The organism is Nocardioides pyridinolyticus (assembly GCF_054653575.1).
On record NZ_BAAIFY010000006.1, the window covers coordinates 1 to 16,312 of the forward strand.

The following is a 16,312-nucleotide window of genomic DNA, read 5'->3' on the forward strand; positions in this document are numbered from 1 at the left end:
GGTGGAAGGTCAGCAGCTCCTCGGTGTCGGACAGCTCAGTGACCACGAGGGTGCCTCCCGCGCTCTCGAACACGCCCGTACCACCGGTGATCGGGAACGAGAACCGCTCGGGCTCGCCCGAGATGAGGCCCTGGATCGCGATCTGCCCCTTCTCGAACCACGCGGTCCCGGCGCACTGGGACTCGTTGCGCTCGACCGAGGTCACGGTGCACACGACGCCCGTGTGGCCGACCGTCCTCCCGCGCTTGGTGAGCTCTGAGGTGAAGACGAACTGATCGCCGAGGCTGAAGTCCGGCTCGCCGACGTCCACGAACGCCTCCTCCGTGTTGGTCGAGAGCACCCGCAGCGTGTGCCCGTGGTCGTGGCCTCCGCCCCCGCCTCCGTGACCGGTCGCGGGTCCCGCGGAACCCGCCGCCAGTGCCACCACTCCCAGGACCGCACCCGTTGCCGCCAGACGTACCAGCATCTCAGTCTCCCTTCGGCGCGTCCGCCCGATGCGGACGCCGCCCCTCCCGATCTAGTCGGTGGGAGCGTGCCGGCGCATCGACAAGAGTGGGTATCTCGCGTCAGAGCCGCTCGATGACGGTCACGTTGGCCTGACTGCCGCCCTCACACATCGTCTGGAGGCCGTAGCGGCCGCCGGTGCGCTCGAGCTCGCTGAGCAGGGTGGTCATCAGGCGGGTGCCGGTGGCGCCGATCGGGTGGCCGAGCGCGATGCCGCCGCCGTTGACGTTCACCTTCTCGTGCGGCGCACCGGTCTCGCGCATCCAGGCGAGCACGACGGGCGCGAACGCCTCGTTGCACTCGAACAGGTCGATGTCCTCGACCGCCAGCCCGGACCGGTCGAGCGCGTGCTTGGTCGCACGGATCGGGCCGGTGAGCATCCAGACCGGGTCGTCGCCGCGCACCGAGAGGTGGTGGATGCGCGCCCGCGGCGTCAGCCCGTGGTCGCGTACGGCGGTGTCGCTGGCGATCAGCACCGCGCTCGACGCGTCGGAGATCTGTGACGCCACCGGCGCGGTGATCCGGCCGCCGGGCGCCAGCGGCTCGAGCGCGGTCATCTGCGCCAGCGACGTCTCCCGCGGGCACTGGGCGGTGTCGAAGCTCTGCCCGTCGGCAAGGGCGACCGGCTCGATCTCGTCCTTGAACCGGCCCCTCGGCGATCGCGGTGCGCGCCCGCTCGTGCGAGGCGAGCGCGAACTCCTCCATCTCCGCGCGCGAGAGGTCCCACCTCTCCGCGATCATCTCGGCGGCGCGGAACTGGCCGACCTCCTGGTCGCCGTACCGCTCCCGCCACCCGGGCGACTCCGCGAACGGCGTCGAGAAGCCGTACTGCCGACCGACCAGCATGGCCGCGGAGATCGGGATCGCGCTCATGTTCTGCACTCCCCCGGCGACCACGAGGTCCTGCGTGCCCGAGAGCACGCCCTGGGCGGCGAAGTGCACGGCCTGCTGGGAGGAGCCGCACTGCCGGTCGATGGTCACGCCCGGCACGTGGTCGGGCAGCCCGGCGACCAGCCAGGCCGTGCGCGCGACGTCGCCGGCCTGCGAGCCGATGGTGTCGCAGCACCCGAGGATCACGTCGTCGACGGCTCCCGGGTCGACCCCCGTCCGGCGCATCAGCGCGGACAGCGTGTGCGCCGCCAGGTCGGCGGAGTGCACCTCCGCGAGGGCGCCGCCGCGCCTGCCGACCGGCGTGCGGACCGCATCGACGATGTAGGCGTCGGTCACGAACGGATCCCGTCAAGCAGGATCGACAGGTACTGCCGCGCGATCTCCGTGTGCGTGCGGCGCCCGCCGGGCCGGTACCAGGAGACGGCCACCCACACCGTGTCCCGGATGAAGCGGTAGGTGAGCTCCAGGTCGAGGTCGTCGCGCAGGACCCCGGCGTCGACGCCGTTCTGGAGCAGGGCCAGCCACACCTCGCGCGACTGGCGGTTGCGGTCACCGAGGTAGGCGAACCGGTCGAACGTCAGCAGGTAGGCGGCGTCGTTCTGGAAGATCGCCACCTCGTCACGGTGCCGGTCGATCGCGTCGAAGGAGACGACCACGGCCTGCTCCAGCTTGGCCAACGGGCCCAGGTCGCCGGCCAGGATCGCGTCGTACTGCCCGAACAGCTCTTCCTGGAAGGTCCGGAGGATCTCGTCGACCATCGACTCCTTGGAGTCGAAGTGGTGGTAGAGACTGCCCGACAGGATCCCGGCCGCGTCCGCGATGTCGCGCACGGTCGTGTTCTTGAACCCCTTCTCGGCGAACAACCCGGCCGCGATGGCCAGCAGCTCGTCGCGGCGGGAGTTGGCGGGGACCGGATCGGCACTCATGGCTACATCCTCACGGCTGCTGGGAGCTCACGGCGACCACCTCGCCGGTCATGTACGACGCGTAGTCGCTGGCGAGGAACACCATCACGTTCGCGACCTCCCACGGCTCGGCCGCGCGCTTGAACGCCTCGCGGTCCGTCAGCTCGGCCAGCAGGTCGTCGGAAGTGACCTTGGCGAGGAACGCGTGCATCGCCCGGCTCGGGGACACCGCGTTGACGCGGATGCCGTGCGGCGCCAGGTCGAGCGCCGCGCAGCGGGTCAGCGCCATCACGCCGGCCTTCGCCGCCGCGTAGTGCGCCTGCCCCTCCTGCGCACGCCACCCGATCACCGAGGCGTTGTTGACGATCACGCCCCTCGTCCCGGCGGCGACCATGCGGGCGCCGGCGGCGCGGATGCAGCGGAACGTGCCGGTCAGCGTGATGTCGAGGACCCGGGACCACTGGTCGTCGGTCATCTCCAGGATGTTCGCCGTGCCGCCGAGACCGGCGTTGTTGACCATGACGTCCACTCCGCCGAGCCCGTCTGCCGCGTCGAGGAGCGCGGTCACCTGGGCCTCGTCGGTGACGTCGCAGACCAGAGATCGCACGCGGTCGGCGCCGATGCCCGCGCCGGCGGCGGCTGTCACGACGACCTTGCCGTTGAGCAGGTCGTGTCCCGGGACGTAGTCGGGGACCGTCATCCGCGTGCCTCTCGGGGTAGGCCGAGCACCCGCTCGGCGAGGATGTTGCGCTGGACCTCGTCGCTGCCGCCGTAGATCGTGTCGGCGCGCGAGAAGAGGAACAGCCGCTGCCAGCGGTCGAGCTCGTACGGCGCACCCCGCGGTCAGTCCGGCGGCGCCGACGATGTCCATGGCCACCTCGCCCAGCCTCTTGTGCCAGTTCGACCAGACCAGCTTGAAGATCGAGTCACCGCCGGGTGCGGCGGACGACAGCCCCCGCAGCGCCTGGGACCTCATCGCGCCGAGCTCGACCTTGAGCTGCGCCAGCCGGTCGCGGAGGACCGGGTCGTCGATGGCGCCGTTGTCCCGGGCACGGTCGACGACGCCCTCGAGCTGGCGGGCGAACCCGACGACCTGCGCGAGGACCGAGACGCCGCGCTCGAAGCCGAGCAGCGCCATCGCGACCCGCCACCCGTCGCCGGGCTCGCCGACGACGAGGTCGGCGGACGTGCGGGCGCCGGTCAAGAAGACCTCGTTGAACTCCGAGCCGCCGGTGAGCTGCTCGATCGGGCGAACCCCGACGCCGTCCTGGTCCAGCGGGACCAGCAGGAACGACAGCCCCCGGTGCCGCACCGAGCCCGGCTCGGTGCGGCAGAGCACGAAGGCCCACTGGCTCAGGTGGGCGTTCGACGTCCACACCTTCTGCCCGTCGATCACCCACTCGTCCCCTGCGAGACGGGCCTTGGTCTGCACGTTGGCCAGGTCGGACCCGGCGTCCAGCTCGGAGTAGCCCTGCGCCCACAGCTCCTCGACCGCGACGATCTTCGGCAGGAACCGGGCCCGCTGCTCCTCGGTGCCGAAGGCCATCAGCGTCGGGCCGAGCAGCTCCTCGCCGAGGTGGTTGACCCGCACCGGCGCGTCCGCGCGGGCGTACTCCTCGTGGAAGATCACCTGCTGGAACAGGCTCAGGCCGCAGCCCCCGTCGGGCCCTCCGCGACCTCTCGTCGCTGCGGCTCGCGGCGACCGGCGCCGCCGTCGTCCCCGTCGTGCTGATCGAGCGGATGCGCGCCTCCGCGCCGCAGGGCCTGGGCATCGACCAGGTCCTGACCGCGTTCGGGATGACCGAGGCCGTCATGGTCACGATGTGCCGCGAGGGCGACTCCGCCGAGATCGTCGCGACCACCAACGGCCGCGCGATCCCGGGTATGGAGACGCGGATCGCCGCGTCCTCCGACTCTGGGGCGGGCGAGCTGCTGGTGCGCGGCGACTACGTCATGCTCGGCTACCTCGACGACCCCGGGGCGACGGCCGAGGCCATCGACGCCGACGGCTGGCTGCACACCGGCGACGTCGGCGTGCTCGACGCGGACGGCAACCTGTCGGTCACCGACCGGCTCAAGGACATGTACATCTCCGGGGGCTTCAACGTCTATCCCGCCGAGGTCGAGCAGGCCCTGGCCCGGATGGAGGGCGTCGACGACGTCGCGGTGGTCGGCGTGCCCGACGAGCGGATGGGCGAGGTCGGCACGGCGTACGTCGTCGGCTCGGCGGCGCCCGAGGAGGTGATCGCGTTCGCGCGGGAGCGGCTCGCCAACTTCAAGGTGCCCCGGCACGTGGAGGTGGTCGACGCGCTGCCGCGGAACCTGTCCGGCAAGGTGCTGAAGGACCAGCTGAGGGGATCCTGATGGACCTGCACCTGTCGGACGCCGAGCTCGCGTTCCAGACCGAGGCGCGTGCCTGGCTGGCCGCGCACGTCCCGGCCGAGCCGCTGCCGTCGATGGACACCGCGGAGGGCTTCGTCGCTCACCAGGAGTGGGAGCGCACGCTCGCCGACGCCCGCTGGGCGGTCGTGTCCTGGCCCGAGGAGTACCACGGCCGTGGCGCGTCGCTCGTGGAGTGGGTGATCTTCGAGGAGGAGTACTACCGGGCCGGTGCGCCCGGACGGGTGTCCCAGAACGGCATCTTCCTGCTCTCCCCCCTCCTCTTCGACCACGGCACCCAGGAGCAGCAGGACCGGTTCCTGCCGTCGATGGCGACCGGCGAGAAGATCTGGGCCCAGTGCTGGTCCGAGCCCGAGGCCGGCTCCGACCTCGCGTCGCTGCGCTCCACCGCCCGGCGCGACGACGCGCGCGGCGGCTGGGTGCTCAACGGGCAGAAGACCTGGTCGTCGCGGGCCGCCTTCGCCCACTGGGGCTTCGGGCTCTTCCGCTCCGACCCCGACGCGCGACGGCACGCGGGCCTGACCTACTTCCTCTTCCCGCTGGACGCCGCCGGCATCACGGTCCGCCCGATCGCGCAGCTCGACGGCGAGCCCGGCTTCGCCGAGGTGTTCTTCGAGGACGTGTTCGTCCCCGACGGCGACGTGCTCGGCGCGCCCGGCGACGGCTGGCGTCGCGATGTCCACCGCGGGCAACGAGCGCGGCCTCTCGCTGCGCTCCCCCGGACGGTTCTGCGCCGCGGCGGAACGGCTCCTCGACCTCTACCGCCGCAACCCGCAGCCCGAGCACGCCGACGGTGTCGTCGACGCCTGGCTCGGCGCCCAGGCCTACCGGCTCTACACGTGGGGCACCGTCACGCGCCTCGCCCGGGGCGGCGACCTGGGGGCCGCCGGGTCGGTGAACAAGGTCTTCTGGTCCGGGCTCGACGTGGCCCTCCACGAGACCGCGCTCGACCTGCTCGGCCCCGAGGCCGAGGTCGAGTCCCCCTGGCTCGACGGCTACACGTTCTCGCTGTCCGGGCCGATCTACGCCGGCACCAACGAGATCCAGCGCAACATCGTGGCCGAGCGCATCCTCGGACTGCCCCGGGAGGCGCGGACGTGAGGTTCGAGCTCGACGACGACCAACGGGACCTCGCGTCTGCACTGGACGCGCTCCTGGCCGACGCCGGCACCGGGGGGGTCGCCCGCGCCTGGGCCGAGGGCGACCACGGGCCCGGCCTCGAGCTCTGGGGCCGGCTCGCCGAGATGGGCGTGCCCGCGCTGGCCGACGAGCCGGTCTTCCTCGTCGTCGCGTTCGAGCGGCTCGGTCACCACGCGGTCCCGGGACCGTGGGTCGAGTCGATCGCGTACCTCGGCCGGACCGACGGCATCGCCACGGTCGCCCTCCCGCCGCACGTGCCGTACGCCCTGGACGCCGACGTCGCCGACGAGGTGTACGTCGGCGACACCCGCGTCACCGAGCTCGGCGAGCGGGTCGGCTCGGTGGACCGCACCCGCCGCCTGTTCCGCGTCATCGGCGAGGGAGAGATCGAGGCCGAGGCGTTCGACCGGGCCGTCCTCGCCGTCTCGGCCCAGCTCCTGGGCGCCGGCGAGCGGATCCTCGCCGACTCGGTCACCTACGCCACGCAGCGCCGGCAGTTCGGCCGCCAGATCGGGTCCTACCAGGCGATCACGCACGCACTGGCCGACGTGCGGACCGCCCTCGACTTCGCCCGCCCACTGGTCCTCGGTGCCGCGCTCGGCGAGGTCCCGGCCTCGGCGGCGAAGGTGGCGGCCGGCGACGCGGCGTACCGCGCCTCCCGCACCGGACTCCAGGTGCACGGCGCGATCGGCTACACCCAGGAGCTCGACCTCGGCCTGTGGCTGACGAAGGTGCGGGCGCTGGTCACGGCGTGGGGCACGCCGGCGTACCACCGCGCGCGACTGCTGGAAGGGCTGCTCTGATGGAGTTCGCGCTCTCGGAGGAGCAGCAGGAGCTTGCGGCGACCGTCCGGGCGCTGCTGGCCAAGCGGGCCGACCCGCGCGTGGAGCGGTACGACGAGGCGCTGTGGTGGACGCTGTGCGAGCAGATCGGCGTCGCGGCGCTCGCTGTGCCCGAGGAACACGGCGGCTTCGGCGCCTCGCTCTTCGAGACCGCGGTCGTGCTCGAGGAGCTCGGGCGGTCGCTCGCACCCACTCCCCTGCTCTCCTCCCTGGTGACGACCGAGGCGCTGCTCGCGGGTGCCGACGAGCAGGCGCAGGCCCGGCTGCTGCCGCGCCTCGCGGTCGGCGAGGTCGCGGCGTTCGTGGACGGCGACGGGCCGGTCCTCGACGGCGACCTCGCCGCGATGGTGCTGCTGGCCGACGACGACGGCCTCTACGAGGTCACCGGCGCCGACACGACCTGGGTCCCGTCGATGGACCAGACGATCCGCCTCGCCAGGGTCACCGGCGGTGAGCGCATCCGGATCGGCGACGGACCGGCGGCCCGGGAGCGGGCGCGGCTGGTCGGAGCGGTGGGGTGTGCCGCCCTCGCCACCGGTCTCGCGGCTCGCGCGCTCGACATGACCGTGGCGTACGCGCAGGAGCGCGTGCAGTTCGGCCGGCCGATCGGCTCCTTCCAGGCGCTCAAGCACCGGATGGCCGACATGCTGGTGCTCGCGGAGATGGCGCGCTCGGCGTCGTGGGCGGCGTCGTACGCGCTCGCGACGGGCGCCGACGATGCCGAGGAGCTCGCCCACGTGGCGAAGTCCTACTGCTGCGACGCCGCCTCCCGGGTCGCCGGCGAGACCATCCAGCTGCACGGAGGCATCGCGATCACGTGGGAGCACGACGCGCACCTGGTCTTCAAGCGCGCCCACGCCCTGGCCCAGCTCTTCGGTGCTCCGCACGCGCACCGCGCGGTTGTGGCACTGTGAGCCCCATGGGTCTCGAGCTCCCCCGGCCGGTGCGGGTACTAGGTCCGGCCGACCTGGTCGCGGCCGACCCGACGCCGGGCGTGGACCGCGAGCTGGCCTTCGACCTGCCGCTGCTCTGGGCCGGCCAGGCGGAGACGGCCCCCGGCGTCGTCTCGGGCTGGCACCACCACGACCGCAACGAGTCCTCGCTCTACGTCGTCCGGGGCGTGCTGCGCCTGGAGTTCGAGGGTCACGAGGGCTGGCTCGACGCGGTCGCCGGGGACTTCGTGCACGTGCCGGCGTGGACCGTGCACCGTGAGTCGAACCCGGGCAGCGAGCCGTCCCTCGCGGTCATCGCCCGCGTGGGCGGCGGCATCCCGACGGTGAACGTGGACACGGCGCCGCCGCCGCACGCCGAGTGACCGGCGCCTCGGGCCCGGCTGCCCTCGCGTTGCCAGAGCCCTTGTAAAGTCGAGTCGTGGACGCCAACGAGACGCTCGCGACCCAGCCCGAGACGACCGCCGACGACACCACCGAGGACTGGCCGGCCTGGACAGCCAACCAGTCACGCACTCGGATCTGACAGCGCCCGGAGACGCCCGGTTCCTCAGCGGGCGTCGGTGCTCCGGTACTCCCCGCGGTAGAACAGCAGCGGCTCCTGCTCGCCCTCGTCGTGCGCGATCAGGTCGAGCACCCGTCCCACGACCAGGTAGTGGTCACCCGCCTCGTGCACGGCCTGGATCGAGCAGTCGACCTGGGCCAGCGCCCCGTCGAGCATCGGTGAGCCGGTCTCCCGGGACGGCGTCCACTTCACGTCGGCGAACTTGTCGAGACCCCGGCTGGCCATCGTGTTGGACAGCTCGGCCTGGTCGGCGGCCAGGAAGTTCACGCAGAACCTCCCCGAGCGCTGGATCAGCGGCCATGCCCGCGAGGACTTCGCCGGGATGAACATCACCAGCGGCGGCTCGAGCGACACGCTCGAGAAGGACTGACAGGTCATGCCGGCCGGCTCCCCGCCCGACATCCCGGTGACGACCGTGACGCCCGAGGCGAACCGCCCCAGCACGTCGCGGAAGCGCCGCGCGGCGGCGACGTGCTCCGGGTCGTCGTGGACCGCGACGTCCTCGCCGGGGCGGAACTCGAAGTCGATGTCCTGGTCGCCCAGCCACGAGCAGACCAGCTCCGGGCTCGGCCACGTGTCGCCCGCGTCCGGGCTCATGCCCTCGGGGATCTCGCGACCGGGTTCCGAGCTCATGGGACCGATCGTCTCACTGCGCTCCCGCGCCGAAGTCGTGACCCCAGCGGGCCTGGCCGTACGCTCGCTGACCGTGGAGGTCCTGCCCGACATCGTCGCCCCCGAGCCCGTGATCGTCTTCTGCGGGCTGGCCGGCGCGGCGAGCACGAAGCTGCGGGACCACTACTACGAGACGCCGGGCAACAGCTTCTGGGAGTCGCTGCACCTCAGCGGTCTCTCCCCGCGCCGCTTGCGCCCCGACGAGGACGTCCTCGTCGCCGACCTCGGCCTCGGCCTCACCGACCTGGTCGGGCACTGGGATCCCCGCTGGGTGGAGATCGACGCGCTCGTCGGGAAGCTCGAGCGGTGGCAGCCCGAGTGGCTCGCGTTCACCAGCAAGGGCGTCGCCCACGAGGCCGCACGAGCGGTCGGCGTCCGCAAGCCGGGCCTCGGCCCGGCCGACTGGTACCTCGGTCCCGCCCAGGTCTTCGTGCTCCCGGGCGTGAGCGGCGCCAACCAGCGCAAGGACTACGACGGCCGGCCCAACCGCCTCTCCTGGTGGCGCGACCTGGCTGCGCTCGCCGCCTGACTCCTCACGACACCGGCACCACCTTGAGTCGGCGGCTGGTCGACGAGACGAAGACGGCGTGCGCCCCGCCGGGGCCGACGACGACCTGCGGTGCGACCGCGTGGGCGAACGTCGCCGCGAGCCGCACGTGCCGGGGCCGACCGTTGCGCAGGGCGGCGTCGGCGACCAGGAGGCCGTTGCGCCCGGCGCAGTCGTACAGCATGCCGCTCGACCCCTGACACGGCGCCGCGGTCGGCTTCACCGACCACGCCAGATGGGCGACCCTCCCCGAGCGGGACAGCGCCAGGGCCGCGCCGTACGCCGGGTAGCGGGTGTCGATCTCGCGACCACCCACGAGCAGGCGCAGCCGGCCGTCCCGCGAGTACGCCGCGACGGGGGTCCCGCCCCGTCCGACCGCCACGTCCATCGACGCCGCGTCGACCCCCCGCGCCGAGTGCACTGGCTTCAGCGGACCCAGGGTCGGGCCGGCGTACACGGCCAGGACGCCGCGTCCCGCGACGGCGAGGACGACGCGGCCGCGGGCCGCCGCGACGCGGACCGTCTCGACCCCGCGCAGCGGCAGGACCTGACCGTCGCCGGCGAGCCGGTACGCACCGTCGCGGCGCATGCCACCCCAGTACACGGCGCGCACGTTCTGGAGCAGCGGAGCGGCGTTGGTCGCCACCACGGCCAGCCGTCCGTCGGAGTCCACCGCCGCGTCGATGTCCGCGAGGCCACTGGACTTCGACCACAGGATCGGCTGCGCCGGTCCGCCGGGCGTGTGCGTGGCGTAGGCGGCCTGGCAGGACATGAGGAGCCCGTTGTCGAGGGTCACGTTGTGCTGCTCGGACCACACCACGGCCTGCTCGGCTCCGGCCAGTGAGTACGCCGCCGAGCGCGCCGCGCTGGCGTACCGTGCCCCGCGGCCGCTGGGCAGCACCTCGACCAGATCGTCGGTCAGTGACTTCACGAGCGTGCCGCGCACCCGCCCCGAACCGTCCCTGGCCAGGTCGAAGTCGACCAGCTTGGCCGGCAGCTTGGCCCGCACCGGCTTCCGCCACCCGTCCGCCAGGATCCCGGACGGGCAGTCGTCGACCGGCGCGCCGGGCTCGCCCGGGTCACCGGGGTCGCCCGGGTCGCCGGGGTCACCGGGGTCGAGGGAGCCGCCCGAGTCGCCGGGGTCGCCGGGGTCGCCGGGCTCACCGGGGTCGCCGGGGTCGCTGGCGCCCACCGTCAGGGCCACCTGCAGGCGCCACGAGACCGTGGCGATGCTGCACCCGGAGACCGTGCTCGCGCCGTCCGGGAGATCGCACTCCTGCTCGGCGTAGGAGGAGCTGTCGCGCCCGATCACGGGGAGCGGGATGGCGGACTCGTTGAGGAGCGCGAGCTGGTCCCCGGCCGCGAAGTCGAGCGGGGCCGGCGAGCCGTCGGCGGCCTGGAACTCGAAGTCGTAGACGCCGGCCGCCGCCGGCATCTCGGCGCCCGGCAGCAGCGCAACCACCACGTCGCCCCGCACGAGCGCGACGGCCGCCGACACGGGCTCGGTCGTGGCGTACTTCCCGATCTGGATGCCGTCCGCCGCACCCGACGTGGCGAGCGCCGGCTGGCGCGCGATGCCGATCGCGCCCGGCGTGATGCTCCCGGCGTACTGGCCCAGGTCGGCACCGGGACCGACACGGCCCGCGTCGGAGGCGGGGCCGGGCAGCCCCCGGGCGACGAGCGAGGGAGCCGTCTCGGCTCCCGGGGGCCCGCTCGCGCGGGCAGACGACCACCCGATGCCCGCGAGCAGCAGGGCCAGCGCGGCCACCAGAGCACGTCGTACCAGAACCATGCGGTCACCCCATGACGGTCGGATCCATCGCCGCTCGTCCCGGCTGCGAGGGCTGTGGCCGAACATGATGCGACGCAGCGGGCGCGCGGGGATCGGAACGCACGGAAGCCGTCGGGCGGTCCACACCGATCGTGCCGCACGCCTCGCTGCTCCTCAGAGCGGCACCTCGACGAGAAGGGTCGTGCCCCGGTCCGGAACGGACTCGATCCGCAGCGACGCCTCGATGAGCGCACACCGCTCGGCGATCGAGCTCAGCCCGAAGTGCTGCTTCCCGTCGGCGTCCAGCGCCCGGGCGGTCCGGCGTTCCGCCGGGTCGAAGCCCTTCCCGTCGTCGGCACAGCCGAGCACGATCGAGTCGCCCACCCGGCGCACCGAGAGCACGACCCGGTCCGCCTCCGCGTGCTTGACCGCGTTGGCCAGGGCCTCCTGGGCGATCCGGTACAGCGCCGCAGCGGCGTGGTCGGAGATGCCGTCGAGCGCAGCGGCCGGATCCACGACCAGCTCGATGGAGGGCGCGCTCTCCCCAGCCGTCGCGGTCTGGACGAGCGACTCCATCGCGGCGACCAGGCCGAGGTCGTCGAGCACGAGGCTGTGCAGGCCGGAGATGGCGGCGCGCGTCTGGTTGTACGCCAGGTCGGCGAGCTCGCGAGCGCTCACCAGCTCGGCACGGGCGCGCTCCAGCACGGGTGTCGTCAGGTCGGAGACCGCTGCCAGCTCGGACACCGTGAGGTCGGCGGCGGAGAGGTGGAACGACATCGAGGCCAAGGCCGTGGTCACGCCGTCGTGGAGATCGAACGCGATGCGGCGACGCTCCGCCTCCTGCGCGGAGATCGCCTGCTTGATCAGCCGATCGCGCTCCGTGCGGTGCTGGTTGACGGCCCGCCACAGCCGCTCCGCGTGCAACCGCAGGCCGAGTGCCGACGCGTACGGCTCCGCTCGAGCCACGTCGGCCTCAGCGAAGGGGCGCTCGGGACTTCGGTGTGCGGCCAGGACGCCGACGATGCACTCCTCGAGACCCCGAAGCGGCACACAGATCCGAGCGACGGTCTGCCGCGGCTCGAGCCGGAGCAGCTGCCGGTGCAGGGCGTTGCGCGGCGAGTCCTCCACCAGCAGGACCGGTGAGCCGTTGCGCGCAACCAGGCCGGTGACCCCGAAGCCGACCGGCAGGCGCAGCGACCCGGCGGACGGGTGCGTCGGCCACATGTCCGCGATTGTGAGGTCCTGGCCGTCGCTGGCGAAGATCAGCACGCCCTCGGCGTCGAGCAGCCGGGCGATGCCCTCGGCGCCGAGGGCCGCTCCGGCTGGGGGGCTCAACGGAAGAGTCCCTCACGCAGCGCCACCGAGATCGCGCCGCTGCGGTCGGAGACCCCGAGCTTGCGGTACAGGCCGCGGATGTGGGTCTTGACGGTGTCTTCGCTGACGACCAGCTTGCTCGCGACGCCCTTGTTCGAGTGGCCCGACACCAGCAGCTCCAGCACCTCGGACTCGCGCTGGGTCAGGCCGACGTGCGCGCCCGGCCAGAACTCGCCGGAGCTGAGACGTGCCGCCGAGAGGGCCACGCGTCCGGCCAGCGCATGGTCGACGACCGTCTCACCCTCGCGCACGCGACGCAGGTGTCCGACGAGCTCCTGCCCGTCGATGCGCTTGAGGACGTAGCCGGAGGCCCCGACGCGAAGCGCCTGGAAGAGGTAGTGCTCGTCGTCGTAGACCGTGAGCAGGACGACCTTGGTGTCCGGGTACTGCGTCGTGATCTGCTTGCAGAGATCCAGGCCGCTCTCCTTCCCGATGCGGACGTCGCACAGGACCACGTCAGGCGTCTCCTCGGCCACCAGCGTCAGCGCGGCAGCGGCCGTCGTCGCGTGCCCGACGACCTGCACCTGGTCGGGAAAGTGTCCGAGCATCGCGTCCAGCCCGTGCAGCACCATCTCGTGGTCGTCGACCAGGACGAGACGCATGCGGTGCTCGGGCGTGACCGGCATGCAGCCCACGGTAGTGCGGGTGACAGCGACATTCTCCGCTCCCGAGGGAATCTCACCCATGGCTCCACCCACGAGGGTGAGTGCCACCGTGACACGCCCGCTGCCGACCCCGCCTGACACGGTCGGGTGAGAGGCCGGGTGAGGTGGATCTCAACCTTGTGCGCTTGTGAAGTCGACCCAACACTCGAAGCACCTTGCTCTCACGTTCGAAAGGCGCAGCGATGCAGACCCTCTTGCACGAAGTCGAGTCCCGCCAGGCGGCCCTGCTGGGCCTCCTCGGTCGAGCAGCGAACCGCGACTCCGGCGCGCACCAGCCCGGCGAGATGCGGGTGAACGCGGACCGGTTCCTCGCCGCGACCAGCCGACACCTCGCCGCCACCACCGGCGTCCTGCTCCCCGCGGTGAAGGACCACCTGGCCGGCGGCGACGCCGAGGTCCGTGACGTCGTGCGTGAATGCAAGCGGCTCGAGCAGGCGCTGGTCACGGCCCACACCAAGCTGTACGGCCAGGCCCAGTGCACCTCCGAGCCGTGGAGTTCCGTGTGGTCCACAGTGGGAGACCGGCTGGCCCGGATGGCCTCGACCGAACGACGGCTCGTGATGACGCTCGGTCAGCACCTGGACGGCGAGACCGAGGCCCGCCTGCGCGATCGCTTCGCCAGCACGGTGGAGTCCTCCCAGACCCGCCCGCACCCGCACCTGCCCCATACGGGCCTCGCAGGCCGGGTGGCCCGATGGCTCTGCCGCAGGTTCGACTCGTTGTGGGATGAACTGCAAGGGCGCGTGACCTCGGAGGCGCGACCACGGGCCGGGGACCCGGACACTGCCCCGGTCTGGCACAACCCCCTGCCGCGTCCCTGACGCTCCGGACTCTCGGCCGTCGAGGCGCACGGCGATGCCCCGTAGCCTCCCGGCGACGGGGCATCGTCGGTGTGATGATGCTCAGACTGTCCAGGTCGAGAACACGATGGCCTTCTCACGCCAGGCCTGGATGTTCGCGTCGAGCACGTCGAGCGGGTTGAACGGGATGACGCCCTTGATCAGGTCGTCCTCGCGCATGCCGTAGAGCGCACCCATCGCGAAGCGACAGGCGTAGACCTTGGCTCCTTCGTCGATGAGGGTCTTGAGCTGCTTGTTGTACCCGAGGTTGCCCGGAAAGCCCTCGGTGCCGACCGAGGGGTAACCGCGGGCGGCCGACGCCATGAGCACGCCGGGGCCATAGAGGATGAAGTTGACCTCGAATCCCTTCCGCTGCAGGCGGGTGGCCGTCAGCATGTTGACCAGGCCGACCGAGCCCTCGAACGGGACCGTGTGCATGAAGACGTAGGCCTTCTCGCCTTCGTTGGCCTTGTAGTCGGGGAAGACCTTCTCCTCGATGTTGAAGAGGATGTCGCCTTCCTGGGGCGGGTCGATGGTGACTGTCTTCGGCATGTGATGCTCCTTTGCAGAGGTTGGCGATGCGAGCCGGTTGGGGCTGACCTGCCTCCGGCTCACGCCGGCACGCAGGGGGTCATTGCTGGCCGGGCGGGAGGTACTCCGGCTTGGGCCACCCCATGCGGTGGCTCCCGGGGATGGACTGCATGGCGACCCTGCGGACCCTCCACGGGAGGACCCGGTAGACCGGAGCGAACACCTGCCGCCACCAGCGGTCCTTCAGGCCGTGCGGACCGACCGGCGGGTTGGCGCCGTACTTGGCCGCCATCCGGCCCTGGGCGTCACGCAGCAGGGCGTGCTCGGAGTTGGATCGGAGCCATCGTGAGAACGACACGCTGCCCGCCTCAGAGCTTCGCCACGAGGGCTTGCGCCGCTAGCGCGATGGGTTCGTTCAGGGCGCCGATCGCCGGCGAGTAGACGTTCTCCATGGTGGCGAGCGTGTCGACCGTGACTCCGGTCCGCGCCACGATGCCGAGGAAGTCGGCGCGTTCCTTGATCCCCTCACCACCGATCATCTGCGCCCCGATGAGCCGCCGGGTGCTGGGGTCCGCGAGCAGCTTGACCTTGATCGGCTTCACGCCCGGGTAGTAGCGCGCCCGGGTGATGCCGTCCGCGACCCCGGTGACGAAGGGGAGACCGAGAGCTGTCGCCAGCGTCTCGCCGAAGGAGACCCCGCCGATCATCCACTCGCCGGCGAGCATGCCCCACGGCACGAACACCGGGTTGTGCACGCGGTTCCCACCGGCTGCGTTGATGCCCGCGGTCTTGCCCTGGGCGTACGCGTGGCTGCCCGACAACCCCTGCAGCGGGACGTTGGAGACGCCGTGGGGGATCTCGGCGCAGTCGCCGGCCGCGTAGACGTCCGGATCGGAGGTCCGCATGTGCGGGTCGACCGCGATGCCGCCGGTGCTCCCCAGGGTGATGCCCGCCGCGTGGGCCAACGCGCTGTTCGCCACCTTGTGGCTGCCGATGACGGCCAGCTGCGCCTCGACGTCACCGAAGGATGTGCTGACGTGGGTGAGTGTGCCCTCGCCGCGGAAGGCTGTGACGTGCTCGCCGAACTTCAGGTGCACACCTGCCTGCTCCCAGTCCGCGCGAACCGGCTCGACGATGTCGGGGTCGATCACGTCGGCCATCGGCCACGGGCCCGGGTCGACCAGCGTGACGTCGATGCCGCGGTGCTTGAGGGCGGACACCATCTCCATCGCGATCGGCCCGGACTCCACGACCACGGCCTTCTTCACCGTGTCCATGAACTGGTCCCACTTCATCGCCTCACGGATGTTCTTCACGTGGTAGATGCCGCCGAGGTCGGCCCCTGGGACATCCGGGGTGTCGTAGTTCCACCCGGTGGCGAGCACCAGCTTGTCGTAGGCCACCTCCCCCTCGCCGGTGACCTTGATCGTCTTCGACCTGGTGTCGATGCTCTCGACGGTCGTCTCGTAGCGCACGTCGATGCCGGCGTCCACGTACTGCTGTTTGGTGGCGAGGAAGAGCTTCTCGAAGGACTCGATCTCCTTGCCGTGGACGAAGGGGATGCCGCACGGGCTGTACGCCACGTCCTCGTACTCGGTGTAGACCACGGTCTCCACCGAGGGGTCCTGCCCCTTCGCGGCTCCGGCCACCCCGAGTCCCGCGGCCCCGCCGCCGATCACAACGACCTTCACGTGCAGTGCTCACTCTCTGCCATGC

18 protein-coding genes and 2 pseudogenes are annotated in these 16,312 nt (G+C 72.0%); 8 read left to right on the forward strand and 12 right to left on the reverse strand.

Annotation, left to right across the window (positions count from 1 at the left end):
* From ACYQ0U_RS07025 to ACYQ0U_RS07045, 5 genes and pseudogenes are all read right to left on the reverse strand, one after another.
* On the reverse strand, positions 1–466 hold a 466-nt coding region (locus ACYQ0U_RS07025; protein ID WP_459970968.1), incomplete at its 3' end, for an allene oxide cyclase barrel-like domain-containing protein.
* 100 nt (positions 467–566) lie between these two features.
* Complete coding sequence (locus ACYQ0U_RS07030; RefSeq protein ID WP_459971397.1) at positions 567–1,136, reverse strand: acetyl-CoA C-acetyltransferase; 570 nt, start codon at positions 1,134–1,136, stop codon at positions 567–569.
* 76 nt (positions 1,137–1,212) lie between these two features.
* Positions 1,213–1,731: pseudogene (locus ACYQ0U_RS07035) on the reverse strand (thiolase family protein); the annotation flags it as partial.
* On the reverse strand, positions 1,728–2,321 hold the full coding sequence (locus ACYQ0U_RS07040; protein ID WP_459970970.1) for a TetR/AcrR family transcriptional regulator: 594 nt from the start codon (positions 2,319–2,321) through the stop codon (positions 1,728–1,730). The pseudogene ACYQ0U_RS07035 and the gene ACYQ0U_RS07040, both read right to left, overlap by 4 nt.
* A 10-nt stretch (positions 2,322–2,331) precedes the next feature.
* A complete protein-coding gene (locus tag ACYQ0U_RS07045) occupies positions 2,332–3,930 on the reverse strand; it encodes an SDR family oxidoreductase (protein ID WP_459970972.1) in 1,599 nt (532 codons plus the stop codon).
* A gap of 95 nt (positions 3,931–4,025) precedes the next feature.
* Here ACYQ0U_RS07045 and ACYQ0U_RS07050 point away from each other — a divergent pair, with 95 nt between their 5' ends.
* From ACYQ0U_RS07050 to ACYQ0U_RS07075, 6 genes and pseudogenes are all read left to right on the forward strand, one after another.
* Entirely contained in the window at positions 4,026–4,664 is a 639-nt protein-coding gene (locus ACYQ0U_RS07050) for an AMP-binding enzyme (RefSeq protein WP_459970974.1), read from the forward strand.
* Positions 4,664–5,263, forward strand: a pseudogene (locus ACYQ0U_RS07055) (acyl-CoA dehydrogenase family protein); the annotation flags it as partial. The gene ACYQ0U_RS07050 and the pseudogene ACYQ0U_RS07055, both read left to right, overlap by 1 nt.
* A gap of 112 nt (positions 5,264–5,375) precedes the next feature.
* Positions 5,376–5,801 (forward strand): acyl-CoA dehydrogenase family protein, encoded by a 426-nt coding sequence (locus ACYQ0U_RS07060; protein ID WP_459971399.1) that lies wholly within the window; start codon positions 5,376–5,378, stop codon positions 5,799–5,801.
* Positions 5,798–6,643 (forward strand): acyl-CoA dehydrogenase family protein, encoded by an 846-nt coding sequence (locus ACYQ0U_RS07065; RefSeq protein WP_459971401.1) that lies wholly within the window; start codon positions 5,798–5,800, stop codon positions 6,641–6,643. Before ACYQ0U_RS07060 ends, ACYQ0U_RS07065 begins: the two co-directional genes overlap by 4 nt.
* On the forward strand, positions 6,643–7,596 hold the full coding sequence (locus ACYQ0U_RS07070) for an acyl-CoA dehydrogenase family protein (protein WP_459970976.1): 954 nt from the start codon (positions 6,643–6,645) through the stop codon (positions 7,594–7,596). The genes ACYQ0U_RS07065 and ACYQ0U_RS07070 overlap by 1 nt, the downstream gene beginning before the upstream one ends.
* 5 nt (positions 7,597–7,601) lie before the next feature.
* A complete protein-coding gene (locus ACYQ0U_RS07075; protein WP_459970978.1) occupies positions 7,602–7,997 on the forward strand; it encodes a cupin domain-containing protein in 396 nt (131 codons plus the stop codon).
* Between the two features lie 185 nt (positions 7,998–8,182).
* Here ACYQ0U_RS07075 and ACYQ0U_RS07080 read toward each other — a convergent pair whose 3' ends face one another.
* On the reverse strand, positions 8,183–8,830 hold the full coding sequence (locus ACYQ0U_RS07080) for a flavin reductase family protein (protein WP_459970980.1): 648 nt from the start codon (positions 8,828–8,830) through the stop codon (positions 8,183–8,185).
* Between ACYQ0U_RS07080 and ACYQ0U_RS07085 the strand changes: the two genes are divergently transcribed.
* Positions 8,829–9,398 carry a mismatch-specific DNA-glycosylase gene (locus ACYQ0U_RS07085; protein WP_459970982.1) on the forward strand — a complete coding sequence of 190 codons (570 nt, stop codon included), beginning with the start codon at positions 8,829–8,831 and terminating at the stop codon, positions 9,396–9,398. The genes ACYQ0U_RS07080 and ACYQ0U_RS07085 overlap by 2 nt on opposite strands.
* A gap of 4 nt (positions 9,399–9,402) precedes the next feature.
* Here ACYQ0U_RS07085 and ACYQ0U_RS07090 read toward each other — a convergent pair whose 3' ends face one another.
* The 3 genes from ACYQ0U_RS07090 to ACYQ0U_RS07100 form a co-directional block, all read right to left on the reverse strand.
* Positions 9,403–11,208, reverse strand: coding sequence for a hypothetical protein (locus tag ACYQ0U_RS07090; RefSeq protein WP_459970984.1), 1,806 nt, complete (start codon positions 11,206–11,208; stop codon positions 9,403–9,405).
* Between the two features lie 153 nt (positions 11,209–11,361).
* Positions 11,362–12,522, reverse strand: coding sequence for a GAF domain-containing sensor histidine kinase (locus tag ACYQ0U_RS07095; RefSeq protein ID WP_459970987.1), 1,161 nt, complete (start codon positions 12,520–12,522; stop codon positions 11,362–11,364).
* Complete coding sequence (locus ACYQ0U_RS07100; protein ID WP_459970991.1) at positions 12,519–13,187, reverse strand: response regulator; 669 nt, start codon at positions 13,185–13,187, stop codon at positions 12,519–12,521. The genes ACYQ0U_RS07095 and ACYQ0U_RS07100 overlap by 4 nt, the downstream gene beginning before the upstream one ends.
* A 221-nt stretch (positions 13,188–13,408) precedes the next feature.
* On the opposite strand from ACYQ0U_RS07100, the gene ACYQ0U_RS07105 reads away from it, so the two are divergent.
* Entirely contained in the window at positions 13,409–14,047 is a 639-nt protein-coding gene (locus ACYQ0U_RS07105; protein ID WP_459970993.1) for a hypothetical protein, read from the forward strand.
* An 81-nt stretch (positions 14,048–14,128) separates the two neighbouring features.
* Here ACYQ0U_RS07105 and ACYQ0U_RS07110 read toward each other — a convergent pair whose 3' ends face one another.
* From ACYQ0U_RS07110 to ACYQ0U_RS07120, 3 genes are all read right to left on the reverse strand, one after another.
* A complete protein-coding gene (locus ACYQ0U_RS07110) occupies positions 14,129–14,617 on the reverse strand; it encodes an MSMEG_0572/Sll0783 family nitrogen starvation response protein (RefSeq protein ID WP_459970996.1) in 489 nt (162 codons plus the stop codon).
* Positions 14,618–14,696: 79 nt separating this feature from the next.
* The gene (locus ACYQ0U_RS07115) at positions 14,697–14,954 is read right to left on the reverse strand and encodes a hypothetical protein (protein WP_459971001.1); all 258 of its coding nucleotides are present in this window, start codon (positions 14,952–14,954) and stop codon (positions 14,697–14,699) included.
* A 10-nt stretch (positions 14,955–14,964) separates the two neighbouring features.
* Positions 14,965–16,287 (reverse strand): FAD-dependent oxidoreductase, encoded by a 1,323-nt coding sequence (locus tag ACYQ0U_RS07120; RefSeq protein WP_459971004.1) that lies wholly within the window; start codon positions 16,285–16,287, stop codon positions 14,965–14,967.
* Between the last annotated feature and the right edge of the window lie 25 nt (positions 16,288–16,312).